20 protein-coding genes are annotated in these 24,114 nt (G+C 71.8%); 9 read left to right on the top strand and 11 right to left on the bottom strand.

Features of this window, described 5'->3' with window-relative positions; genetic code table 11:
• Window positions 1-240 precede the first annotated feature (240 nt).
• Both BUB75_RS00250 and BUB75_RS00245 read right to left on the bottom strand, forming a co-directional pair.
• Window positions 241-1,668: an NAD(P)/FAD-dependent oxidoreductase gene (locus BUB75_RS00250; protein WP_218617196.1), complete on the bottom strand. Its 1,428-nt coding sequence runs from the start codon at window positions 1,666-1,668 to the stop codon at window positions 241-243.
• Window positions 1,665-2,960, bottom strand: a complete 1,296-nt coding sequence (locus BUB75_RS00245; protein ID WP_073250128.1) for a glycosyltransferase — start codon at window positions 2,958-2,960, stop codon at window positions 1,665-1,667. Before BUB75_RS00245 ends, BUB75_RS00250 begins: the two co-directional genes overlap by 4 nt.
• 119 nt (window positions 2,961-3,079) lie before the next feature.
• On the opposite strand from BUB75_RS00245, the gene BUB75_RS00240 reads away from it, so the two are divergent.
• Window positions 3,080-3,727: a TetR/AcrR family transcriptional regulator gene (locus tag BUB75_RS00240; RefSeq protein ID WP_073250125.1), complete on the top strand. Its 648-nt coding sequence runs from the start codon at window positions 3,080-3,082 to the stop codon at window positions 3,725-3,727.
• Window positions 3,728-3,816: 89 nt separating this feature from the next.
• Here the strand turns inward: BUB75_RS00240 and BUB75_RS00235 are convergent, their stop codons facing one another.
• The 4 genes from BUB75_RS00235 to BUB75_RS00220 are packed head-to-tail and all read right to left on the bottom strand — an operon-like array spanning window position 3,817 to window position 7,680.
• Entirely contained in the window at window positions 3,817-4,821 is a 1,005-nt protein-coding gene (locus BUB75_RS00235) for an ABC transporter ATP-binding protein (RefSeq protein ID WP_073250122.1), read from the bottom strand.
• Window positions 4,821-5,582 carry an ABC transporter permease gene (locus BUB75_RS00230; RefSeq protein ID WP_073250119.1) on the bottom strand — a complete coding sequence of 254 codons (762 nt, stop codon included), beginning with the start codon at window positions 5,580-5,582 and terminating at the stop codon, window positions 4,821-4,823. The genes BUB75_RS00235 and BUB75_RS00230 overlap by 1 nt, the downstream gene beginning before the upstream one ends.
• Window positions 5,579-6,574, bottom strand: coding sequence for an ABC transporter permease (locus BUB75_RS00225; RefSeq protein WP_218617194.1), 996 nt, complete (start codon window positions 6,572-6,574; stop codon window positions 5,579-5,581). Before BUB75_RS00225 ends, BUB75_RS00230 begins: the two co-directional genes overlap by 4 nt.
• On the bottom strand, window positions 6,571-7,680 hold the full coding sequence (locus BUB75_RS00220; protein WP_084740086.1) for a polyamine ABC transporter substrate-binding protein: 1,110 nt from the start codon (window positions 7,678-7,680) through the stop codon (window positions 6,571-6,573). Before BUB75_RS00220 ends, BUB75_RS00225 begins: the two co-directional genes overlap by 4 nt.
• A gap of 152 nt (window positions 7,681-7,832) precedes the next feature.
• Between BUB75_RS00220 and BUB75_RS00215 the strand changes: the two genes are divergently transcribed.
• The 3 genes from BUB75_RS00215 to BUB75_RS46920 are packed head-to-tail and all read left to right on the top strand — an operon-like array spanning window position 7,833 to window position 11,680.
• A complete protein-coding gene (locus BUB75_RS00215; protein WP_073250116.1) occupies window positions 7,833-9,128 on the top strand; it encodes a hypothetical protein in 1,296 nt (431 codons plus the stop codon).
• Entirely contained in the window at window positions 9,125-10,087 is a 963-nt protein-coding gene (locus BUB75_RS00210; RefSeq protein ID WP_073250113.1) for an SIS domain-containing protein, read from the top strand. Before BUB75_RS00215 ends, BUB75_RS00210 begins: the two co-directional genes overlap by 4 nt.
• Window positions 10,088-10,096: 9 nt before the next feature.
• Window positions 10,097-11,680: a helix-turn-helix domain-containing protein gene (locus BUB75_RS46920; protein WP_073250110.1), complete on the top strand. Its 1,584-nt coding sequence runs from the start codon at window positions 10,097-10,099 to the stop codon at window positions 11,678-11,680.
• An 11-nt stretch (window positions 11,681-11,691) separates the two neighbouring features.
• Here the strand turns inward: BUB75_RS46920 and BUB75_RS00200 are convergent, their stop codons facing one another.
• Complete coding sequence (locus BUB75_RS00200) at window positions 11,692-12,636, bottom strand: alpha/beta hydrolase (protein WP_073250107.1); 945 nt, start codon at window positions 12,634-12,636, stop codon at window positions 11,692-11,694.
• A gap of 115 nt (window positions 12,637-12,751) precedes the next feature.
• Here BUB75_RS00200 and BUB75_RS00195 point away from each other — a divergent pair, with 115 nt between their 5' ends.
• The gene (locus BUB75_RS00195) at window positions 12,752-13,720 is read left to right on the top strand and encodes a pirin family protein (protein ID WP_073250104.1); all 969 of its coding nucleotides are present in this window, start codon (window positions 12,752-12,754) and stop codon (window positions 13,718-13,720) included.
• On the opposite strand, the gene BUB75_RS00190 is transcribed toward BUB75_RS00195, so the two are convergent.
• Window positions 13,717-15,366, bottom strand: coding sequence for a carboxylesterase/lipase family protein (locus BUB75_RS00190; protein ID WP_073250101.1), 1,650 nt, complete (start codon window positions 15,364-15,366; stop codon window positions 13,717-13,719). The genes BUB75_RS00195 and BUB75_RS00190 overlap by 4 nt on opposite strands.
• A 102-nt stretch (window positions 15,367-15,468) precedes the next feature.
• Entirely contained in the window at window positions 15,469-16,983 is a 1,515-nt protein-coding gene (locus BUB75_RS00185; protein WP_143174961.1) for a CYTH and CHAD domain-containing protein, read from the bottom strand.
• A 216-nt stretch (window positions 16,984-17,199) separates the two neighbouring features.
• Between BUB75_RS00185 and BUB75_RS00180 the strand changes: the two genes are divergently transcribed.
• The 3 genes from BUB75_RS00180 (at window position 17,200) to def (ending at window position 19,706) form a co-directional block, all read left to right on the top strand.
• The gene (locus tag BUB75_RS00180) at window positions 17,200-18,387 is read left to right on the top strand and encodes a lytic polysaccharide monooxygenase (protein WP_073250095.1); all 1,188 of its coding nucleotides are present in this window, start codon (window positions 17,200-17,202) and stop codon (window positions 18,385-18,387) included.
• A gap of 96 nt (window positions 18,388-18,483) precedes the next feature.
• The gene (locus BUB75_RS00175; protein ID WP_218617192.1) at window positions 18,484-19,098 is read left to right on the top strand and encodes a QsdR family transcriptional regulator; all 615 of its coding nucleotides are present in this window, start codon (window positions 18,484-18,486) and stop codon (window positions 19,096-19,098) included.
• A gap of 47 nt (window positions 19,099-19,145) precedes the next feature.
• Entirely contained in the window at window positions 19,146-19,706 is a 561-nt protein-coding gene (gene def / locus BUB75_RS00170) for a peptide deformylase (protein WP_073250092.1), read from the top strand.
• On the opposite strand, the gene BUB75_RS00165 is transcribed toward def, so the two are convergent.
• Together BUB75_RS00165 and BUB75_RS00160 are read right to left on the bottom strand one after the other, a co-directional pair.
• Window positions 19,707-20,294: a TMEM165/GDT1 family protein gene (locus BUB75_RS00165; RefSeq protein ID WP_073250089.1), complete on the bottom strand. Its 588-nt coding sequence runs from the start codon at window positions 20,292-20,294 to the stop codon at window positions 19,707-19,709.
• Window positions 20,295-20,552: 258 nt separating this feature from the next.
• Complete coding sequence (locus BUB75_RS00160; protein ID WP_073250085.1) at window positions 20,553-22,487, bottom strand: acyltransferase family protein; 1,935 nt, start codon at window positions 22,485-22,487, stop codon at window positions 20,553-20,555.
• 572 nt (window positions 22,488-23,059) lie between these two features.
• Between BUB75_RS00160 and BUB75_RS00155 the strand changes: the two genes are divergently transcribed.
• Window positions 23,060-24,109 carry an LCP family protein gene (locus BUB75_RS00155; RefSeq protein ID WP_073250082.1) on the top strand — a complete coding sequence of 350 codons (1,050 nt, stop codon included), beginning with the start codon at window positions 23,060-23,062 and terminating at the stop codon, window positions 24,107-24,109.
• The last annotated feature ends 5 nt before the right edge of the window (window positions 24,110-24,114 follow it).

The following is a 24,114-nucleotide window of genomic DNA, read 5'->3' as shown; positions in this document are numbered from 1 at the left end:
TCCGCCGGGCCGGCCGGGTCGGCCGGGCCGGGTCGGCCGCGTCGGGCAGGCCGGGCCGGCCGCGTCGGGCAGGCCGGGTCGAGCGTCGGGCAGGCCGGGTCGGGCAGGCCGGGTCGGGCAGGCCGGGTCGAGCAGGCCGGGTCGAGCGGTCGGGCAGGCCGGGTCGAGCAGGCCGGGTCGAGCGGTCGGGCAGGCCGGGTCGAGCAGGCCGGGTCGAGCGGGTCGTGCAGGCCGGGTGCGTCAGCTGTCGAAGCCGACGCCGAAGCGGTCGAGCAGGCGGAGCCACGGACCGCGGCGACCGCCCCGGGCGTCGGACCGGATCAGCTCACCGCGCGTGAGCTGCACGACCGGCCACCGCAGCGGTTCCGGCGGGAACGGCACCGGGCGGCGCCGCACCATGCCCAGCCGGGTGGCCTCGGTGTCGCGTCCGGCGAGCAGGTCGAGCATCACCTGGCCCCCGAACCGCGCCGACGCGACGCCGAGCCCGGTGTAACCCACGGCGTACGCGATCCGCCCGCGCGACGCCGTGCCGAACACCGGCGTGAACCGGCTCGTCGAGTCGATCACCCCGCCCCAGCGGTGCGTGAACCGAACGCCCTCCAGCTGCGGGAACGTCGCGAAAAAGTGCGCGGCGAGGCGCCGGTGGGTGGCTTTTCGCTGCTCGTACGACGCGCGCACCCGCCCGCCGAAGTGGTACAGCGCGTCGTAGCCGCCCCAGAGGATCCGGCCGTCGGCGGTGGGCCGGTAGTAGTGGAACCGGTTGCCGGCGTCGGTGAGCCCCTGCCGCTCCGCCCAGCCCAGGGCGTCCCACTGCTCGGACGACAACGGCTCGGTGACCAGCACGTGGTCGTAGACCGGAAGCACGAACGGCCGCACCCGCTTCAGCGGTGCCGGGTAGGCGTTCGTCGCCAGCGCGACCCGACCAGCGCGCACCGTCCCGGTCGGCGTCCGTACTTCCACCTCACCACCGCCCGGGGTGAGCCCCGAAACCGGTGACCGGTCGTACCGCCGTACGCCGAGCGAATCAGCGAGCCGCGCCAGCCCGAACGTCAACCGCCCGGGGTCGACCAGCCCGCCCGCGCTCGGCAACCGCACCCCACCCAGGTACGTCGGCGAGTCCACGTCCGCGCGCATCTCCGCGGCGTCGAGCAGCACCGCCTCGTCGCCCTGGGCTCGGTGCAGCTCGGCCAGGCCGCGGAGGTACTCCAGCTGGTACGGCGAGACCGCCACCGTCGTTTTTCCCACCAGCCGCAGGTCGGCGTCGATGGTGTTGGCGGCCAACGTCGACGCGATCTCGGCGACGTTGCGCCGCCCCAGCTCGACCAGAGTCTCGACCTCGGACGGCCAGCGGGACGACCCGTGCGCGAGGCCGTGGGTCAGCGAGTCCGAGACGAACCCGCCGTTCCGGCCGCTCGCGCCGTAACCGACGTGCTGCGACTCGAGGAGGACGACGTCGGTCGACGGGTCCTGCTGTTTGGCGAGGATCGCGGTCCAGAGGCCGGTGAACCCACCACCGACGACGACGAGGTCCGCGCTGGTGCCGGTGACCGGGTCGCGCGGCGCCGGGGCGTCGGGCCGGTCGGTCCAGAAGACCTTGGGCTCGGCGTCGGCGAGCGCCGCGTCGACATCGGATCCGGGCGTGATGCCCGCAAAAAAGTCCGTACTCACTTGCCCTCGACGACCGACTCGATCAGGTCGGCGGCGCGGCGCAGCCCGTCCCTGGCCTTGATCTCGGCGCTCGCCGCCGCCAGCCGGTCGGCCAGCGCGGCGTCGGTCAGTAAGCGGTCGAGCGCGCCGTACAGCTCCTCGTCGGTGAACGTGTACGTGCTCAGCCGGCCGCCGAGCCCGAGTTCGTGCACCCGCTGGGCGTTGTCGTACTGGTCCCAGAACAGCGGCAGGACGATCATCGGCTTGCCGAAGTGCAGCGCCTCGGTCGTCGTGTTGTTGCCACCGTGGGTGATCACCAGGTCGACCAGCGGCAGGATCGACGTCTGCGGCAGGAACTCCGCGCCCCACATGTTCGACGCCAGCTCGATTTCCTCGTGCAGGGGGCCCTTCGACACGATGTAGCGGTGCGGGGTGCGAGCGAGCGCGGCGATGATCCGGCGCATCAGGTCGGCGTCCGCCGAACCGAGCGAACCGAGGCTGAAGTAGATCAGCTTGCCCTCACCCGAAGCGATCTCCGCCGGAAGCTCGAACGCGGAGTCGGTCTCCCGCACCGAGGAGTCCAGCCGGTGCCAGGTCGGGCCGAGCGGCCGCGCGTCGGTGTAGTCGGCGACCTCCGGGTAGACGTACAGGTTGAGCGCGCCCTCGCCGATGAACTCGAGGTCGGGCAGCGGCTCGGCGCCCTGCTCGACGACCCAGGCGTTGAACTCCTCCCACAGCGGGCGGTGCGTGCGGTCGTACTCGGTGCGGAACGCGTCCCACTGCGAGCGGTCGTCGGCCGCGTACCCGGAGAACACCGGAGCGACGTCGGCGCCCTTCACCTCGAGCGGGTTGCAGGACACGATCCGGACGAACGGCACCCCTGCGGTGGTGAGTGCGGGGAACGCCAGCACGTTGTCCTCGACGATGACGTCCGGCCGGGTGCGCTCGATGATCGCGCGGAGCTGGGGCTCGCAGTACTTCGCGCCGTCGACCAGTTCTTTCCAGATCGGCGCCGTAACGGTCTCGAGCTGGTCGAACGTGCTCTTCCGGAACTCCGGTGCCGACGCGGCGATGTAGTCCTTCCAGAACTGGCCGGCGTCCTGCTCCGGAGCGTCGGCCGGGGGCGGCGGCGCCAGGTCGACGAGGTCCTCCTCGAAACCGAGCGCGGTGAGCTTGCCCTTCCAGGACGCCTCGGCGGCGAAGACCACCCGATGACCACGCTGCGCCAGCACGTGCCCGATGCCGATGCAGTTGTTCGTCGGACCGTACGCACTCTCCGGCATGAACAGCACGGTCAGCGGTCGCTCGGTCATCGGACCCTCCCTGGGTGCCAGCTACTGAACTTGAATTCAAATGCAACGCAACCAGCGACGTCAACCAGCGGGAAGTATCCTGTTGAGGATTTCAACCGCCGACCAACGCGAGGTAATTGATGCCTGGACGCAAGCCTCGCTCGGAACGTCGCATCGACCTGATCGAGGCGGCCCGCCGCGCGATGGTGCGGCACGGCGCCGAGGGTGTCCTCCTCAACCAGATCGCCGAGGAGGCCGGCCTGACGTCCGGTGCGGTGCTGTACCACTACCCGGACATCCAGGAACTGCTGATCGACGCCCACCACGCGGGCATGGAGCGGTTCTACGAACTGCGGGTGAAGGCGATCGAGGCGCTGGACGACCCGGTCGAGCGGCTGCTGGTCACGATCCGGTCCGGTCTGCCGACCGGCTCCGACGACGCGGACGTCCGGCTGCTCTGCGAGTTGGGCGGCGCCGCCGGCCGCAGCCGGGTGTACGCGGCGCTGCTGACGACGCTGTTCGACCGGCAGGTCTCGATGTACCAGGGCATCCTCGAGTCCGGCGTGGCCCGGGGTGTGTTCACGCCTGCCAGCGGCGCGACCGTGATCGCGCGGAACCTGGTGGCGCTGGAAGACGCGTACGGCTACCGGATCGTCGCCAGGCACCCCACGATCGGGTACGCCGAAGCGGTCGAGCTGATCGTCGACTACGCGCGCATGGCCACCGGAAACCCGCTCACCGAGCCGCCGAAGCCGAAGCGCACCACCGCCCGCCGCCCCCGCGCCTGACACGCGACGTCTCACCGCCGCATGACGCGTAACCGGGCTGTAAGGCGCGCTTAGAGCCCAGGTTCGCGGCAACGCGCGCCGCCCCCGGCTCACGCGGGAACCAGTACTGCGTCCTCCGGGCGCCACGAGAGCCGCACCTCGGCGCCGGGGGCCACGGTCGGCGCGCCGGGACGCGTCGCCAGTACCGGCTCGTCCAGACCGTCCACCTTCACCGCGATCCGTGACGAGCCCCCGTGGAACACAGTGTCCAGCACGGTTCCGGTCAGCGCCCCCCGACCGCCCGCTGCCCCCTCGTCCACCTGGACGTTTTCGGGGCGCACCGTGAGCGCGCCAGTAGCACCCGCGGGCAGTAGCCCGAGGCTGACCGCGAGGTCAGCGGACACGATGTTGTTCGAGCCGACGAAGCCGGCGACGAACCGGTCGGCGGGCCGTGCGTACAGCTCGACCGGCGGGGCGACCTGGCGTACGGTGCCCGCTTCCAGCACCGCGATCCGGTCCGCCAGCGACATCGCTTCTTCCTGGTCGTGGGTGACCACGACGAACGTGATCCCGACCTCGTGCTGGAGCCGCTTGAGTTCCAGCTGCATCTCGGCCCGCACCTTGCGGTCGAGCGCGGACAGCGGCTCGTCGAGCAGCAGCAACCGCGGCCGCTTGACGATCGCGCGGGCCAGCGCGACCCGCTGCCGCTGCCCGCCGGAGAGCTGATGCGGACGTCGACCCGAGACCCCGGCCAGACCGACCGTGTCGAGCACCTCCGCGACCCGGGCCCGGATCTCCGCGCGAGGCCGGCCTTCCCGAGCCAGCCCGTACCCGATGTTCTTCTCCACCGAGAGGTGCGGGAACAGCGCGTACGACTGGAACATCAGGTTGACCGGCCGCTTGTTGGGCGGGACGCCGAGCAGGTCGTCACCGTCCAATGTCACGCTGCCGGAGTCGGGCGACTCGAAGCCCGCGATGATCCGCAGCAGCGTGGTCTTGCCGCAGCCGCTCGGGCCGAGCAACGCGAAGAACTCCCCGGACGCGATGTCCAGCGAGACGTCGTCCAGAGCCTGGACGTCGGCGAAACGGCGGGAAACACCGGTGATCGAGAGCATCATCGTCCTAGGGAATCGGTCAGGCGGCTCATCCGCTGTGCGGCCAGCACCACCGTGAAGCTCACCGCGAGCAGCACCGTGGCCAGCGCGTTGATCTCCGGGGTCACGCCGAACCGCATCATCGAGTAGATGACGATCGGCAGCGTCGGCTGGTCCGGGCCTGCGGTGAAGAACGCGATCACGAACTCGTCGATCGAGAGCGTGAACGCCAGCAGCGACCCGGCCGCGATGCCGGGCCCCAGCGACGGCAGCGTGATCCGCAGGAACGTGGTCACCGGCCCGGCGCCCAGGTCGCGGGACGCCTCCTCCAGCGAACCGTCCACCTGGTGCAGCCGTGCGCGCACCACCGCGGTGACGAACGCGGTGCCGAACAGCAGGTGCGCGAGCAGCACCGAGTGCAGGCCGAGCGTCGCCTGCAGCAGCGACCAGAACGCGAGCAGCCCGATCGCCAGCACGATGTCCGGCAGCACGGCCGGGGCCAGCGCGAGTGCGTCCAGTGCCCGGGATCGAGTGTAGCGAGCGAGCCCGACCGCGAGCAGCGTCCCGAACACCGCGGCCAGCGCGGTCGACCCGGTGGCGACGATCAGCGTGTTGATCAGCCCTTTTCGGATCTGCTCGTCGCCGACGAGCTCGGCGTACCAGCGGGTGCTCACGCCGTCGAGCGCGTACGGGCTGTCGGAGGCGTTGAACGACATCACGACCAGGACGACGATCGGCGCGTACAGGAACGCGAACACCACGCCGAGGATGGACTTGCTCATGTCGCCCTCCGTCGGCTCGCCCAGGACTGGGCCAGCAGTAGGACCACCAGGAACGCGAGCAGCGTCAGCGCGAGCGCGGCGCCGAACGGCCAGTCGCGGGCCTTGAGGAACTGGTCGCGGATGAGGTTGCCGACCATCACCGTGCGTCCGCCACCGAGCAGCTCCGGCACGATGAAGTTGCCGAGGCTCGGGACGAACACGAAGATGCAGCCGGTCAGCGCGCCGGGCAACGTGAGCGGCAGCGTCACGTGCCAGAACGTGGACGCCTTGCTCGCGCCCAGGTCGACGGAGGCTTCGGCGAGGCTGTCGTCGAGCCGCTCGATCGCGGAGTACAGCGGCAGGATCATCAGCGGCAGGTAGGCGTAGAGCAGCCCGGCGACCACGGCCGGCGTGCTGTAGAGCATCTCCAGCGGCTTGTCGATGATGCCGATGCCGGTGAGCGCCTTGTTCACGACGCCCTGGGTGGAGAGCAGCACGATCCACGCGTACGTCCGGACCAGGAAGTTCGTCCAGAACGGGAGCACGACCAGCACCAGTGCGACGGTCCGCCACCGGCGCGGCAGTTTCGCGATCGCGTACGCGGCCGGATAGCCGAGCGCGAGCGCGAGCGCCGTGGTGACGGTGGCGATCACCAGCGAGTCGGTGAGCACCTGCACGTAGATCTCGTCGGCGAGCCGGCTGAAGTTCTCGAAGGTCACCTCGTGGACGACGCCGCCGAACCGGCCGCGCCGGAAGAACGCGTAGCTCAGCACCAGCGCGAGCGGCACGAGCAGGAACACCGCGAGGTAGACGACACCTGGGCCGAGCAGGGCCGCTCGGGCGGCCCAGAGGCCGCGCGTCGTGCGGGCCTTCGCCGCGCGCCCCGCGACCGACGCGCGTCCCGGCACGGCGTCCCCGTCAGCGGCCGGCGCGCGTCCCGGCGCGCTTCCGTCGGGGGCCGGCGCGCCGACCTCGGAAGAGGCCGGCGCCGCGGGAGTGGTCGGTTCGGTCACTTGGCCGCCGTCACCTCGGTCGCGATCCGGGTGTACGTGGTCGCGGCCTCGCCCAGGTCGACGTAACCCTCCTGCTTCAGCAGGTCGGCCGGGGTCATCGCCAGGTGCGGGTAGCTCGCGAGCAGCTTCGCGTCGAGCGTCTTCATCGCGGCCTCGTTCGGCACCTTGTAGAGGATGTTCTGCGCGGCCCAGGCGTGGTTACCCGCCTCGAGGATGTAGTTGATGAACGCGTGTGCCGCTTCTTTGTTCTTCGACGACTTGAGGACGACCATCGTGTCGACCCAGACGTCGCTGCCCTCCTTGGGCACGACGAACTTGATGTTCGACTGGTCGGTGGGGCACCACCCATCCCACGACTCGACCAGCGCGGCCTCACCGGACTTCAGCCGGTCGCCGAACGTCGTGTCGTCGTAGGCCAGCAGGCTCGACTTGGCCTTGACCAGCGACTCCTTGACCTTGTCCATCTCGGACTCGTCGGTGGTGTTCGCCGAGTAGCCCAGCGCCTTCTGAGCCGGGAGCATCAGCCAGCGCTCGGTGGCCATCATCGTGACCTTCTTGCGGAGCGCGGGCTTCGGGTCCAGCAGGTCGTTCCAGCTGTCCGGGGTGTAGCCGGTGAGGTCGGTGCGATAGCAGAGACCGGTTGTTCCCCAGGTGTAGGGCACCGAGAACGTGTTGCCCTTGTCGTAAGCGAGCTGGGTGGCCTGCGGGTAGAGGTTCTTCAGGTTCGGGACGAGGTCGGCGTGGATCGGCTCCAGCAGGCCCTGCTCGTTGAGTGCCTGCGCGAACTGACCGGAGACGAACGCGACGTCGATGCCGCTGTCGCCGCCCGCGGTCAGCTTCGCCATGACCTCTTCGTTCGTGGCGTGCTTGGTGACCGTCACCGTCGGGCCGACCGCGGACTTGAACTTCGCCGGTAAGTCCTCCGGCATGTACCCGTCCCAGTTGGAGACGGTCAGCTTCTGGGTCGACAGGTCGGCCGAGGGGTCGAGGCTCGCCGGAGCGGCGGCGCTCGTGTCGTCGCCGCCCCCGCAGGCCGCGATGGCGAGTAACGCGGCCGTGCTCAGCGCCACCGCCGACTGGCGGCGAAACCGTCCGAGTCGAGACACCGGCTCACTCCCTTGCGTCTGGAGCTCAGCGCGCCACTGAGCGGGATGGTTGGGAAGTGTTGCATCGACCGTCAGCGTGGACAAGACTTCTGGAGGCTCGTTGAGCTGCTTAGTTATGTAAATTTTTCAATTCGGATTCAGATCGGAGCGGCGTGGCACGCTGGCTACTGGCCGACCACGGGCCGAGCATCCGGCTGACCAGCAGCGCAGACGGGGTGCTGTCGGCGACCCACGACGCCGGGGCGTCGGAAGCGTTGGTGGCCGCGCTGGCCGCGGGCGATCCGGTGCCGGCGCCGTTCGTGGTGCGGACGTTCTCGCCGGTTCCGTCGGCACGGGGCGAGCGGGCGATCACCGTCGACCAGACGAACGAGTCGGTCGTGGTCGGCGAGCGTCTGGTGGTCAAATGGCTGCCGCGGCCGGAGCGGCGTGCGCACCCGGCTCCGCCGGTGCTCGCGCACCTGGCGGCGGTCGGCTTCACCGCGACCGCGCGGCCGTTCGCGACGGTTTCTGTACTTTTGTCGGATGTCGAGGTTCTGCTGGCCCTCGTCGTCGAGTATTTGCCGGACGCCGTGGACGGCTGGGACTGGTGTGTGGACGCTGTGCTGGCCGGCGCCGGAGCTGACTTCGCCGCCGATCTCGGGGCGTTGACCGCGGAGCTGCACACGGCTTTCGCGACGCCGTCCGAGGTGTTCCCGGCCCCGCGCCGCTCAGCGGGCACCACCGCACTCATCCAGTGGGCCGACCGCGCCGAAGCCGCAGTGGAGGAGGCGGTGGCGCTGACCGCCCGAGCCCAAAGGGCCTCGCCCCCGACCGGGACCGGCGAGGCCGGGGCCGGCGGGGAGCTTCCGGCGGGGGCGCCCAACGACGGGGAGTACGCGGATCCGGCCGTCGGGGTGGCGGAGGACCGCGCGTGGCTCCTGGCGAACGCGCACCGGCTGCGGAGTGCGGTGGCCACTTTGCGGACGATTGCCGGCCCGACACCCCTGCTGCCGATCCACGGTGACCTGCACGTCGGCCAGGTCCTCCGCTGGCGCGAGGGCTACGCGATCGTCGACTTCGACGGCAACCCCACGGTGCCGCCCAGCCCGGACGGCTCGGTGCCGCCCGAGCCCGCCGCGCGCGACGTCGCCCAGATGCTCACCAGCCTCGACCACGTCGGGCGGATCGCGGATCGCCGGACTTCCGGCACCCGCACGGCCGAGATCGACGCCTGGATCCACGACGCGCGCCGCCGGTTCCTCGCCGCATACCGCGCCACCGCCGCCACCGCCGCCGGCGGCGGCGGGCTGCTCGACGAGCGGCTGCTCGCCGCGTTCGAGGTCGAGCAGGAGTGCCGTGAACTCGTCTACGCGGCGCGGCTTCTCCCCCGCTGGCGCTACGCCCCGATGGGCACGCTCCGCCGCATGTTCCCCGCCGAAGACCGGACCCTTCCCGAAGGAGATTCGTGACCACCCAAGCCGAACGGTTCCTCGCCGACCTGGAACGGAAGCCGGAAGCGCTCGCGAGCCTCGCCGACGCGCTCTCCGACGGTAACCCGTGGGCCGGGCTGCCGGACGGCGTCCGGCGGGTGCTGTTCCTCGGCATGGGTAGCTCCCGGTACGCCGCACGGGTCGCGGCGCTGCGGCTGCGGGCCCGCGGCGTCGACGCGGTCGCCGAGTACGCCTCCGCCGACGCGTCGTTCCCGGCCGGGCCGGAGACGCTCGTCGTGCCGATCTCCGCGACCGGGGGGAGCCGGGAGACACTCGACGCCGCCGGGCGGTATGCGGGGAACGCGCCGCTCGTCGCGCTCGTCAACACCGTCGACTCGCCGCTGGCAAGCCTGGCGGATCGGATCGTCCCGATGCTGGCAGGCGTCGAGGAGAGCGGTGTCGCGTGTCGGACGTTCCAGCACACGCTCGTCCAGCTCCGCGCGTTGGAGGCGCACCTGACCGGCGAGCCGGCTGACCTGCCCGGGCTCTGCCTGCGGGCCGCCGACGCCACCGCCGACCTGCTCGAACGCCGCAGCAGTTGGCTGGACCAGGCGCTGACGCTGCTGGACGGGCCGCACGGTGTCTGGACGATCGCACCGGCCGAGCGGATCTCGTCGGCGGAGCAGGCCGCGCTGATGGTGCGGGAGGGTCCGCGCCGCGCCGCCGACGCGTGCGAGACCGGCGACTGGGCTCACGTCGACGTTTACCTCACGAAGACGCGCGACTACCGGGCGCTGCTGTTCCCCGGGTCGCGGTACGACGCACAGGCGATGGAGTGGGTGCGGGAGCGCGGCTCGACCGTGTTGTCCGTCGGCGCCGACGTGGCGGGCGCGGCCGGGTCGGTCCGGTACCGCGGCGACGACGACCCGGACGTCCGGGTGCTGACCGAGGTGCTCGTCGCCGAAGTCCTCGCGGCGACCTGGTGGCTCGCGCAGTAGCCTCCGCATATGAAGGGGCTGTTGCTGCGGCTGTCCGCGCTCGACGCCGACGCCGAGGCAGCGGTCCGGGTGATCGCGTACTTCGACGCGCTGGTGGAACATCGCGCCACCGTCGCTGCGCTCGTGCGAGCGACGGCCGGCCTGGCCGAGTGCGCCTGCGGGCTGGAGCTCCCCGACGGCCGCGTGCTGCGCTTCGACGCCGAGGGCGAACGCCTCCCGGGCAGCACCCCCGCCCCCGGCGCCGCCCAGGCCTCCGACGGTCGCCGAGCGCCGGGCGAGCCCCCGGCACCCGACCCGCATCCCACGACGGACGCGCACCCCGCCCCGGCTCGGTATCCCGCGACGGATGGGCGGCCGGTGACGGATGGGGGGCCGGTGACGGGCCGGGACGTGGCGTCGGCGGAGGTTGACCTTGGGCCGGGGCGGCTCTGGCTGGAGCGGCCCGGCGGCCCGGCGCCGCTGGACGAGCTGGTCCTGGAGCGGGCGTCGATCGCGGCCCGGATCCTGATGGTTCGGCCGCATCGCGCCAGCACGCCCGACCTCGCCGATCCGGCGCTCGTCGAACTCGTGCTCTCCGGCCGGGAGACGGCGGCCGACCGCACCCGAGCGCTGCGTCTGCTCGGGCTGGAGCCGCACGTGCCGGTGCGGGTCCTCGCGGTGGCCGACGACCGGGGACGCAACCCCGGCGCGGAGGCCGTCGCGCTGGTCGCCAGGGGCAGGCCGGTGCGATCGGTGCGGGTCGCGGTGATCGGCGGGGTCGCGGCCGTGCTCCTGCAGCGCCGGGACGGCACCGGCTCACCGGCCGACGATCTGCGCGCGGCCCTCCGCGACCGAGCCGCCGAACACCGCGCCACCGAACACCGCGCCGCCGACAGCCGCCGCTTCTCGCCCACGGCCAGCGGCGCGAGCAGCGCGACCGTCCCTGCCAACGCGCCCGGCCCGCGCGCGACCGGCCCAGCCGGCCCGCACGCCGCGACCAGCCCAGCCGCCGCGCGCGGCGTGACCAGCCCAGCGGGCCCGCACGACGCGACCGGCCCAGCCGGCCCGCGCAACCCCGCCGGCCCGCGGGGTACGGCCAACGCGGCCGGTCCGCGGGGTGCGACCGGCTCAGCCAGCGCGGGGATTCGGCGGGGCTCGGTGGCGAGCGGGATTCGGGTCGGCGTCGGCGGCAACGTGGACGGCCTGGACGCGGAGACGTCCTGGGCCCAGGCCCGCCTCGCGCTCCGGTTCGCCACCACGGCGGGTGGCCCGACGGGCGACCCCGGCGACGCCGTCGTCGACCACGACGCACTGGGCCCGCTCGCGCTCCTCGCCGAAATCCCGACCGCCCGGCTGCGCGACCAGCCGGACGTCCGCGCCCTGGACGCGCTGGCCCGCACGGACAGCGGCGCGCTCGACGTCGCCGCGCTGGAAGCGTTCTGCCGCACCGGATCACTCCGCCAAGCCGCGGCCGCGCTCTATCTTCACCACAGCTCGGTCGCGGCACGGCTGGCCCACGTGGAGGACGCACTCGGCTGGCACCTCGACGAACCCGGCGACCGTTTCCGGGCCCAGCTCGCGCTCTGGGCCCGAAAACTGGCCACCGCCGAATAGGCGCCGCCTAGCTACACCCGCAGCGCCTTGCGGAGCACGGCCAGCCCCTCCGCAGCTTCCCGCTTGGAGACCTCCGCGGTCCACACCAGCCCCGACCCATGGAACGTCCCCGGGAACAGGTGCAGCTCGACGCTCACCCCCGCAGCCAGCAACGCCAGCGCGTACGCGATGCTCTCGTCCCGCAGTGGGTCGAACTCCATCGCCGACACGTACGCGGGCGGCAGCCCGCTCAGATCAGTGGCCCGCGCCGGTGCCGCGTACGGGCTCACGTCATCCGTTCCCCGGCGGCCCTCCCCCAGGTACGCGTCCCAGCTGAAGACCGCCCGCGGATAGTTCCAGAGCGGCGTGTCGGTGAACGCCCGCATGCTCGGCGTCTGCAGCCGATCGTCCACCTCGGGAACGCCGAGATACTGAAATGCGATCGCCGGCCCACCACGGTCCCTGGCGAGCAACGCGAGCGCGGCTGCGAGCCCGCCACCGGCACTGATGCCGAACAGCGCGATCCGCGAGACGTCGACGCCCAGTTCGTCCGCATGCTCGGCGAGCCAGACCAGCCCGGCGTAGCAGTCCTCCAACCCGGCCGGGAACGGATGTTCCGGCGCCAGCCGGTACTCGACGCTGACCACCACCGCGCCGATGCCCTCGCACAACTCCTTGTTCCGCTGATCGTCGAGGTCCACCGAGCCGAGGACGAAGCCACCGCCGTGCATGTCGAAGATGGCCGGCAGCGGGCCCGAGTGGTCACGAGGCGCGAAGATCCGCAGCATCACGTCCGGCGCACCCTCGGGCCCCGGCACGTACACGTCGCGGACGTCCACCGCCGTCTCGCGCTCCGGTACCGGCAGCTGGGTGAGCAACTCGGCCTGTGACGTCCGGGTCGCGGCCAGGTCGGTCAGGTCGACGACCGGAAGCAGCGGGATGACGGCGGCCAGCTCGGGGTCGAAGGCGTAGGTCACGAAGGTCCTCCTCGGTGAGGGTGGCAAGCCCGTCGATCGTCACACCGCGGCGGACCGCAGGTCATCCGCCAGCCGTCGGCCAAAGAGCACCGGAAACCCGACGTACGCTCACGGCGTGAGCAACCTCGATCCCGCGCCGGCCGAGGCGACCTGCGGCGGGCGGGCAGACGTCGCGACAGCCCCCGTCCGCGAACTCCTGATCGGCCGCGACGTCGTCCTCGGCGGGCCGCGGGGGATGACCGTGACGCGGACACTGCCCCACCGTGACCGGCGGATGGTCGGCGCCTGGTGCTTCGTCGACCACTACGGCCCGGAGGACATCGGTGCCCAGGGGCGCGGTGGCATGCGCGTACCACCGCACCCCCACATCGGGCTGCAGACGGTCAGCTGGCTGCTGCGCGGCGAGGTGCTGCACCGCGACAGCCTCGGGTCGGAGCAGCTGATCCGCCCCGGGCAGCTCAACCTGATGACCGCGGGCGTCGGAATCTCGCACTCGGAGGAGTCACCCGCCGATCGCACGCCGATCCTGCACGGCGCTCAGCTCTGGGTGGCGCTCCCCGCCGGCGAACGCGCGGTCGCGCCCGCGTTCGCGCACCACGCCGACCTGCCGGTGGTGGCGCGCGGCGGCCTGACCGCCACCGTCTTGATGGGGACGCTAGAAGGCGCGACATCGCCGGCGCAGACCTACACGCCGCTGGTGGGCGCTGAGGTCACCAGCGGCGGCGACGGTGGCACGCTGACGCTCCGCCCGGACTTCGAGTACGCGGTGCTGGCGTTCGAGGACGGGCCTCTCGTCGACGGCGAACCGGTGCCGGCGGGCGCGCTGGTCTACCTGGGCACCGGTCGCACCGAGCTCACGCTGAGCGGCGCGGGCCGGACGCTGCTGCTCGGTGGCGAGCCGTTCGAGGAGCAGATCGTGATGTGGTGGAACTTCGTCGGGCGGAGCCACGACGACATCGTCGCGGCCCGCTCCGACTGGGAGGCGCACACGGGCTTCGGCACGGTCACCGGCTTCGACGGCCCGCCCCTGCACGCCCCGGAACTCCCCACGACCCCGCTCAAACCCCGGGGTCGCACCCGCTAGGACCGCAGCGACACCGTCGGGTGCTTCGCCCAGAAGTCGCAGTTGTGCTCGGTGGCGAAGGACGTCGTCGGCAGGGCCGTGGAGCCCTGCGGCACCAGCGCCTGCATCGCCGATCCGCTCGGGGAGAACGTGCCCCACTTCGGCGCACCGTCGGCGTTCGGGTCACCGTCGATCGCGAAGCTCGTCCAATACGCGACCATCTCGCGGCTGAGCTGCTGCGCGGTTTCCGGCAGGCCGCCGAGCCGCTCCATCTCGAACAGGTACGGCAGCTCCGCCGCGTGCGTGGCCTTGAGCGGGTAGTTGCCGATCTTCGGCAGCGGCGCGTTCGGGTCGTTGAACTCGTACGCGTAGACCTCGGTGCGCTTCGACGCCGACTGGTTCGTCCGCAGGGCCGGGCAGGAGAACGTGGCGTCGGTGACGATCGCGCCCAGAGCGTCCCCGGGCGTGCCGTACTTCGACAGCGGATACCGGGCGATGATCTCGTCCGCCAAGGAACCGGTCGCCCGTCGCACCGCGGTCGGGTACAGGTCCGGCCCTAGGCCGGACAGGCCGAGCGAGAGGATGAACAGCCGGCCCTCGTCGTGGTTGGTGCCCTGCAGCAGCGGTACGTCCTGGAACTTGCCCTGGGTGAACGCGGTCTCGATGTCGGTGGGCAGCACCGGTCCGCCGCTGGCGGGCGCGTAGGTCAGGCTGGTGCTGGACGACGTCGACGCCGACCGGATCGCCGCCGCGGGCTTCCCGCGCAGGCAGGTCAGCACCGTGGCGCCGCGGCAGCCCAGCTTCGCGGCCAGCGCGGTGCCGGTCTGCTCGGCCGTGGCCTGCGTCGGCCCGCGCAGCGCACATCCGCTCTCCGAGATCGCCTTCGCGAACAGCCCTTCGGCCTGCGGCGCGACCATCTGCGCGCAGACGCTGCTGGCGCCTGCCGACTCGCCGAACAGCGTGACGTTCTTCGGGTCACCGCCGAACGCGGTGATGTTCGACTGCACCCACCGCAGCGCCGCCTGCTGGTCGAGCAGCCCGTAGGTACCGGATCCCAGCTCCTGCTCGCGGGAGAGCTCGGGCAACCCGAGGAAGCCCAGCGCGCCGAGCCGGTAGTTGATCGTCACGACGATGACGCCGCCCTGGGTGACCAGCCGCCCCGGCCCGTAGTCCGAGCCCGCGCCGGTGAGGAAGCTCCCGCCGTGGATCCACACCATCACCGGCAGCTTGCCGTCGCGGCCGGCCTCCGGGAGCGTCCGGCGGGCGGTGCCCGTCGTCGGCGTGTAGACGTTCAGGTACAGGCAGTCCTCAGTGGTGCTGCCGTCCCCGGAGTCACCACCGCTGACGACGCTGCCCGGCTGCGTGCACGCCGCGCCGGGCTTCGTCGCGTCGCGTTCGCCTGACCAGTTCGGGGCGGGCTGCGGCGGACGCCACCGGAGGTCACCGACCGGCGGTGCCGCGAACGGGACGCCGAGGAACGAGCGGTACCCGGCCGCGCTCGACCCGCGCAGCGAACCACCGTCGGTGGCGACGACCGCCGCGTCCAGATCGGCCGCGCTCTTCGAGCCGCCGTCACCCGATCCGCCGTCGTCCGTGCACGCGGCCAGCCCGGCGGCGAGGACGACGGCGAAGAGGGCGGCGGGGACCCGCCGGAGGAACGACCGCATCGGTGGGGCCTCTCTGAACGTACGCAAATGGAACACCGGACGGTACCGCGAAGTACCAGCCGTGGGTCCACGAACGTCCGAGTTTTACACCCCGAACGACGATCAGCCCAGACTGCGCCCCGCTGCGCGTACCGCCTTGCGCACCGCCGGGATCCGCTCCTCGACCGCATCGGCAGCCGCCTGCTCGCCGCGGTGCAGCAGGCCGAACGTGAAGCCGTTCTCCCCCGCGAGGTGGGCCTGCATCCCGATCTCCCGCAGCACCTGGCGGGCCACCACGCTGTCCTGGTGGGCGCCGAGCTCCTCCTGGACGTCCTCCATCGCCGAGGCGTACCGCTTCGCGGTCTTGCCCAGCGCCGGACGGGACAGCTCACCGGCGTAGCGGGCCCGCTTGGCGGCTTTCCGGGCCTCGTGCAGTTCGACGTCCCGGTCGGCGCCGGTCGGCAACGTGGCTGCGGCGTTCAACCGGCGGGTGACCCTGCGGTGGTTCCGGCGCAGCGTCTTCGGCAGGGCCCGTCCGGCCGGGCGGCGCGCCTTCCGGGTCAGCGGCGGCTCGTCGACCAGCGCGTCGAGGGCGTCCAGCAGCGCGAAGTACCGCTTGCCGTTCAACGCCTCCAGAACGTGGTCGCGCGCCTCGGCCTGCTGGTGCGCGAGATGGCCGGTGACGCGGGCCTGCACCGGGCCGACCACGAGTTCGTCCGGCGTCGACGCGATCTTCTTGTCCAGGCTCGCGCGCAGCACCTCGAGGTCACGCGCCTCCCCGAGCACACCGGCCAGCCACTTGAGCTCGTCGGTGACCGCGCGGGTGGCCGGACGGTCGACGACCGTGCCGAACGTCTGCAGCGCCGAGCGGAGCCTGCGGGTGGCCACCCGCATCTTGTGCACGGAGTCCGGCTCGTCGCGGCGGACCCGCGGGTCGTACTCCAGCATGGTCTCGACCTGCTGGCGCAGGTGGTCGACGACCAGCTCACCGACCGTCGCCCGCCGACGCCGCTTCGTGCCCCACCGTCCGGCCGGCTGGGTTCCGAGGACCCTGGCCAGCTTCGACGCGCTCTCCGACCGGCGGACACCGGCCGATCGGAACCGTGCCTCGACGGTGTCCAGCAGGTCTCGATGGCCGCCGGCCAGTTCGACCTCGAGCTCGGACCAGGACGAGACCGTCGATTCGCGACCGAGTGTCTGACCGGCGACCTCGTCGGCGACGACCTCGGCGAGCACCGAGCCCGCGGTGTCCCGGAGCCGGCGCCGGGTCCGCTTGGTCCGGATCCGGGCCACCGGCTCCAGCGCCCGGCCGCGGGTGTACGCGGCGACCAGCCCGGCGAGCTCGGCGGGCACGGTACGGCTCGCGCGACCCAGTGGCCAGTGGATCTCGTCCCGGCCGTCGGTCCCGGCAGGCAGCTTGAGGTGCCACCCGGCGTCGTCACCACCCGTACGGCGACGCAGCGTCACCCGGTGGGTGGCCAGCCGTAGATCGGGGGTGTCGTAGTAGACCGCCTCCAGCTGGAAGACGTCCGCCGCCGAATCCGCCTCGACGCCGGGCAGACCGTCCAGGCTCGGAATCGCCACCCCGTCGGGCAACTCGTACTTGCGCTCGATCTCTCGGATCGCCGTCTGCGTCAACGTGCTCACTCCCTCGTGCCGCTACCACCAAGACGTATCCCGCCGCAGGGGCGCGGCAAACGCAAGAGCACCTCGGTGAACTGGCGGCGCATCGCACACGTAGCCAGGGAAGAGAAGCGATAACACCGGTGAGCAGGAGTTCGGTCAAGCAACGGGCGAACGTCGCGGTGGACTAGCATTTAGCCGCGACGGACGTGGGGGTAGGACAGGAGTCCAGTGGACGGGCGAGCGCGGTCGGCGAGTTCGGTCCAGCCGTCCGCCCGCGGGTCACACCGCAGGGCGGCGAAGTCGCCGACTGAGCTGACCAATGACCTGACCAAGTTGATCGTGCGCGCCGCGGGCACTGCGGCGTCGATACCCCAGCAGCAGACGGCCCCGGCGGTGGTCTCGCCCGGCAGGCACCACGCCGAGCCACCACCGCCACCGGTCGCACCACCGCCACCGAGCCGGTTCCGGCTCGGCCGACCGCAGTTACTCGCTGCAGCCGGTATCGCGGCCGCCGCCGCCGTCGCGGTTCCGCTACTGATCATCTGGACGCCGAGCGCACAGGCCTCCGGCACCACGGTGTCGCCGTCGAGCCGCGGGGACGTCTGCCGTCCGGGCACCCCGATCCGGGAGACGTCCCGAGCGTGCCGGGCCGCCGCGGCAGAGGTCCGCACCGACTCCGACGACACGGTGTTCGGGGACGGGGCCGACATCAGCATCCCGGACGTCGGCAGCAATCACCGCGAGGTCATCCCGGACACCCGGCTGTGCAGCGCGGGCCGGGAGCGATACCGCGGTCTCGACCTCGCCCGGGACGACTGGCCGACGACCGACATGCCGAGCGGTGGTACGACGACGCTGGAATACCAGCTGGACGACCAGCACGACGGCACGCTGCGCTTCTACCTGACTCGGATCGGATACAAGCCGACCGAACCGCTCACCTGGGCCGCCCTGGAGCCGAAGCCGCTCCACGAGGTTTCCGGCAAGCCCGGCGCCGACAACGTCTACCGGGTCTCGGTGAAGATGCCGGAGCGGTCGGGGCGGCACCTCATCTACACGATCTGGGAGCAGGCGGACTCCGACGCCGCGCTGTACGCGTGCTCGGACGTCCTCTTCGGCGGCACCGCGGGGAGCAGCCCGAACGGTGCCACCGAGAGCGGGGACGCCGACAGCAGGCCCGCGGCGCCGGCGGTACGACCGAGCACCGCGTCGCCCAGCCCCACCGCGTCACCCAGCGCGGCCGACTCCGGCTCCGATGATCCCGCCTCCGCACCACCGTGGGAGGCCGAGGTCGACTACGACGTCGGCGACCTGGTCCGATACGACGACATCGCGTACCGGTGCCTGCAGCCGCACCGCTCGGTCTACGGCTGGGAGCCCGACTCCGCGCCCGCGCTCTGGGAACTCGCCACGTAGACCGGCTCCATCCCCGTCCGGACACCTGATCCTCGGGAGTGATCTGGCCCACTAAGATGGCCGGGCAGCGCCGTGCCGAACGACCGGGGAGAACGAGTGGCCGAGCGATCCGCGCCGGTGCTCCATGCCAAGGGCCCTGCCGACGTCATCGCGCTGGCCACCCGCGCCTACCTCGACGGAGAGCCAGTCGACATGTCGGCGCTGGCGCACCAGCTCGGCATCGGCAGGGCGACGCTCTACCGCTGGGTGGGTAACCGCGAGGAGCTGCTCGCGGTCGTGCTGGCCGAGGCGACCGAGCGGACGTTCCGGGCTGCGGAACGGTCGGCGCAGAACGGCGCCGCCGGGGGCGGGCCGGAGTATGTCGTCGACGTCCTGGCGAAGTTCATGCGGTCGGTGCTGGCGGCGCCGGGGCTCAAAGCGCTGACCCAGCGGGAACCGATGGTGTTCATCCGGCTGGCGACCACGCCCGGCGCCATCGAAGACCGGGCCGCAGCGCTGGTCGAGGAGCTGTTGGAACGCGAGCGGGCCGCCGGGCGGCTGCCGCTGCTGCTGCCGGTCCCGCCGCTCGCGGTCGCGATCGTGCGGGTCTGCGACTTCCACATGTACGCGCACCTGCTCGGCCGTGGAGCGCCGGAGGTCGAGACCGCGCTGCAGATCGTCCGCGTGCTGGTGGGCGCACACACCGACGGAACCGGCTCAGCCGCGAGCTAGTTTGCAAAGCTGGTGCTCCCGCCGATCGTTTCACCGGAGGAACCCTGATGGAGAGCGTGGTCCTGCCTGCCCCCGGACCGGGCGGGCTGCTGCCGATCGTCGTGACCGGGCAGCCCGTGCTGCACCGCCCGGCCGCGCCGGTCACCGTGTTCGATGCGGCGCTGGCCGAGCTGGTGGAGCAGATGACCGCGTCGATGAAGGCCGCGCCCGGTGCCGGGCTGGCCGGGCCGCAGGTGGGCGTCGGGCTGCGGTTGTTCACCTACGACTGCGGTCCGGGGCAGCGGGGCCACGTGGTGAACCCGGTGCTGGAACGGCTCTCCACGGTGCTGGAGGTGGAGGCGGAGGGCTGCCTGTCGATCCCCGGTCTGCGGTATCCGACGCCACGCGCGTCGCGTGTCCGCGTCACCGGCGTGGACGTGGACGGCAAGCCGGTGGACGTCGTCGGCGAGGGTTACCTGGCGCGGTGCTTCCAGCACGAGGTGGACCACCTGGACGGGGTGCTGTACGTCGAGCGGCTCGGCGGCAAGGTCCGCAAGCAGGCGCTCAAGGACATCCGGGCGGCGTCCTGGAACGGCACACCGTCCCTCGAACCGTCGCGCACGAGCTGACTACGTCAGCTGGAGGATCGCGTCGATCAGCAGCCAGATACCGAACAGGAAGAACAGCGCGGCGGCGCCGTACTTGATCGCCTTCTCCGGCAGGTGCCGCCCCAGCTGGCGGCCGACCACGATCGCGAGCGCGTCGGCGGCGACCATGCCGATCGTCGAGCCGAGCCAGGTGCCGAACCAGCCGTACTGGGTGGCGAGCGTGATCGTGGCGAGCATCGTCTTGTCGCCGAGCTCGGCCAGGAAGAACGCCACCGAGGCAGCGACGACGGCGGACTTCGTCGTCTTCTCCGCCTTGTTTCGCTCCTCCTCGGTCAGCGTGTCGCCGCGGAGCGTCCAGAGCCCGAACGCGAGGAAAGCCACCGCCGCGACCAGCGCGATCCACCCGGTCGGCAGCGCCGCACCGAGGCCGTACCCGACCGCGACCGAGACCGCGTGCACCACCGCGGTGGCGATCGTGATGCCGATGAGCACCGGCAGCGCCCGGAACCGGGTCGCGAACGTCAGCGCCATCAGCTGCGACTTGTCGCCGAGTTCGGCAACGAAGATCACGCCGAAGCTAACGGCCAGAGCCGCGAAGAAACCAGTCACGAAACACCTTCCGGTCTTCAGCCGGATCAGGTGCGCGCACGACCTCGACCCGGCGTCGATACGCCTGAGTCGAAGGTCTCGCTCGCCCGTAAGGGCCGCGCGGCCGGAGGCCTGCGGGTCGGAACCCGCTGGCATCAGTATGTCGACCGCGACATTGGGAGCTACTCCCCCTCGCGCCTCAAACCGTAGCAGAGCGTTCCGCGATACCCCCAGTCAACGAGGCCGAGAAGCCGGTCACATCCCGATCCGAAGGTGGAGTCAGCCGAGCACCCCGGCTCGGCGCAGGATCTGCGGTGCGGCCCAGGCCGCGCCCTCCGGCGAGAAGTGCAGCCCGTCCGGCCGCGGACGACGCTCTCCGACCTCGTCCGTGCACTCGCCACCCGGGCACAGCAGGTCGGTCACCGCGATCACCGTGGCCCGGCCGGGGAACTCCGCAGCAGTCGCGCGGCGGAGCACGTTGTACCGCTCGGCTCGCGGATCGCTGGTCTGTGCCCGGCAGGTCGCCGCGGTGTGGCCGAGCCGGCGGCAGAGCGAGTCGGCCAGCGGGATCGGCTCGATCAGGACGACGTGTGCCCGGCCGGCCGTGAGCCGCTGCAGCGCGATCCGCAGCTGCCGCCGGACGTGGACGAGGTGCGCTGCGGTGCCCGGTTCGACGACCGTCCCATCGGCGCGGCGGACGCGATGGGTCTCCCACCGGGAGTGCACCAGGATCAGCGTCGGGTCGTACCGGCCGACCAGCGCGCGCTGCATCGCCGGGACGACGTCCGGGCAGCGGCGGCCGGCCGGGTAGGGCGAGCCGTCCGACTCCACCATCAGCAGCGCAGCCACCGAGCACGAGCTGACCGCGCTGTCGACGTACCCCCAGCCACGGGTGTTCGCGAACCGGCGCAGCCCCGGCGCCAGGCTCTTGGCGACCGAGTCGCCCGCGGTGGCCAGCCGGACGGCCTGGGGTGACGGCGCGGCGGCCAGCACCCGCGGTCGCGTCCCGGGCGTGGCCGGGTCGTCGACCAGCGAGGGTGTCGCGTGCACGGTGGCCACCCCGACGACGCCGAGCGTCGCGATCACGGCGGCCGGCGCGAACAGCAGCCCGCGCGCGCCCGCCCGGGCACCGCGACTCCCGGCATCGCGACGCCGCGCCCGCAGCGGATGCTCGACCAGGTAGTACGAGGCGAGCGCGAGCACGACGGTCAGCACGATCTTCGCGACGACGGCGGCTACGGGCCGGTCCAGCAGCGGCGTCGCCTCGTCGAGCCAGCAGTGCACCGGCCAGTGCCAGAGGTAGAGCGCGTACGAGAGCCGCCCGACCGACGGCAGCGGCCCGGCCGCGAGCACCCGCCCGACCGGACCGTCCGGCGCGACCGCCACCGCGCCGATCACCGCGGCTGCCACCAGCGCGACCGCGAACCCGACGCCCCGGTAGTACCCGTGCCAGTCGTCGCTGACCAGCACGACTGCGGCCAGCAACCCGGCCACGGCGGGCACCGCGAGCCGACCGAGCCACCGCACCCACAGCTCCCGCCCCGGACCGAGCAGCAACAGCGCGAGCACCGCGCCGACCAGCAGCGCGTGGGCCCGGGTGTCGGTGCCGTAATACGACCGCGACGGATCCGGCGCCGCATACAGGTGGCGCATCCACCCGGCCGACATCAGCGCCAGGCCACCGGTGAGCGCGAGCAGCCAGGTCCGGCGCACGCGCAGACGCAGCGCCAGCGCGAGGACGAGCGGCCAGGCCAGGTAGAACTGCTCCTCGACCGCGAGCGACCAGGCGTGCCGCAGCGGAGACGGTGGTGCGAATTGGTCGACGTACGACTGCCCGGACACGACGAATCGCCAGTTCGCGGCCTGCAGCACGGTCCAGACCCCGTCGAGCCGGAGCGCACCGAGCCGGTAGCTGGGCAGCGTGAACGCGGCGACGGCGGCGACGACCGCGACCATGACCAGCGCGGCGGGGAGCAGACGGCGCACCCGGCGGACGGCGAAGTCGACCAGGTCGACCCGCCCGTCCGGGCTCGCGCGGGTGACGAGCAGCGTCGTGATCAGGAAGCCGGAGAGGACGAAGAACAGGTCGACGCCGAGGAATCCGCCGGGCAGCCACCCCGCTCCGAGGTGGTAGACGATCACCGCGCCGACGGCCAGCGCGCGGATTCCGTCCAGCCCCGGTTGATACGAGAAGGCGCCCGTGAGCGATTTCACATCCGCGGCGTAACCGTCGTTCGGGAATTGCGAGTGCGACGGAGATAGGGGATTCGCGCTGTGACCGGTGCTGCCTGGAGTGACGTTTTGCCGCGTATGCATCAAAACGGAGCCTAGCGACATGGTCCGATTCGCGAGACCCGCACGACTCATCTGTTTTGCCGGTATCCCCCTCCCCCGACTCGCCGAGCGCGTTCGGCGCGACACGCCGTCGCAACGGCTTTTGGGGACTGATAAACGGTGTTTAGCCGCGCTTTGCACCCGCTTTTCGGCAGCGAATTACGTCCACAGTTTCTCTTGGCTTTTTCTCAGGTATTTCGGCGCTCGCCGAACGCTTTCCTTGCGCCGCCGCTGGCAGGGCCCCCGCGAACGGTGATTATGGCGTTCGTTGCGGGGTACTCGTAGATTGCTGAATAGCCTGCCGTAGCGTGCGCGGACAGATTCACCTCCTTGACTCGATCCGATCGGTGCCGATGTACCGGGCAAGAGCGCGACCGGCAGTGGCTACCGGGTGACAGCAGAGGGCGGAACGAGTGCGCGTAGGTCGGAGGGGCGGCACACCGTGGACAACGGTGGCGCTCATCGTGGGCGTTTCGCTCCTCCTGGTGTCGGTCGGCACGATTGGTGCCGCCTGGGCGATCAGCGCGCGGTACGAGAAGAACATCAAGCGCGCCGACCTGCTGGGCGACGTCCCTACCACCACCCGCACCGATGACACCGGCTCGACCTACGACCGCGGCGACGACGTCGTCGGTCCGCTGAACTTCCTGGTGCTCGGCTCCGACTCCCGGCTCGCCGATCCGTCCGTGCAGGCCAACACCGTCGGCGAGCGCTCGGACACGATGATGCTGGTGCACATCACCGCGGACCTCCAGAGCGCGTACGTGGTGTCGATCCCGCGGGACAGCTACGTCGAGATCCCCGAGGGCGGCACCTGGCAGGGCGGCAAGAACAAGATCAACGCCGCGTTCTCGTACGGTGGTGCGCCGTTGGCGGCGAAGACCGTCTACAACCTGACCGGGCTGCCGCTCGACGGGGCCGTGGTCGTCGACTTCAACGGTGTCCGGACGATGGTGAACGCGGTCGGCGGGGTCCGGGTCTGCACCTCGTACACGGTTCGCTCGATCCACACCGACCGGGTCTGGGCCGCCGGGTGCCACCACATGGGCGGCGACTCGGCGCTGGACTTCATGCGCCAGCGCTACAGCGTGCCCGGCAGCGACTTCGGCCGGATCCACAACCAGCAGGTCGTGCTCAAGGCGCTGCTCGACCGGGCGGTCAGCGGCGGCACGCTCACCAACCCGCTGCGGTTCGACGCGTTCCTACGCGCCGCGACCGGCGCGATCACCGTGGACGACAACATGGACGTCGAGGCGCTCGCGATCGCGCTACGCGGATTGCGCCCGGGCGACCTGACGTTCGAGACGCTGCCGTACACCAGCGAGTCCCTGTGGACGCCGTTCGGCACCGCCGTCCAGGTCGACGAGCAGGCCACCGCGGAGATGTTCGCCGCGATCAACGAGGACCGGCTGCCGGAGTGGCAGGCCGCCAGGAAAGCCGCCGCGACCAGCCTGGTCGAGGGTGATCCGTCCCTGGTGCCCAGCCCGTCGCTCGCCGACTGAGCCGG

Source organism: Cryptosporangium aurantiacum (assembly GCF_900143005.1).
GTDB classification, from domain to species: Bacteria; Actinomycetota; Actinomycetes; order Mycobacteriales; family Cryptosporangiaceae; genus Cryptosporangium; species Cryptosporangium aurantiacum.
The sequence above is the reverse complement of the archived record's forward strand: the minus strand, read 5'-3'. Positions and strand labels throughout refer to the sequence as shown.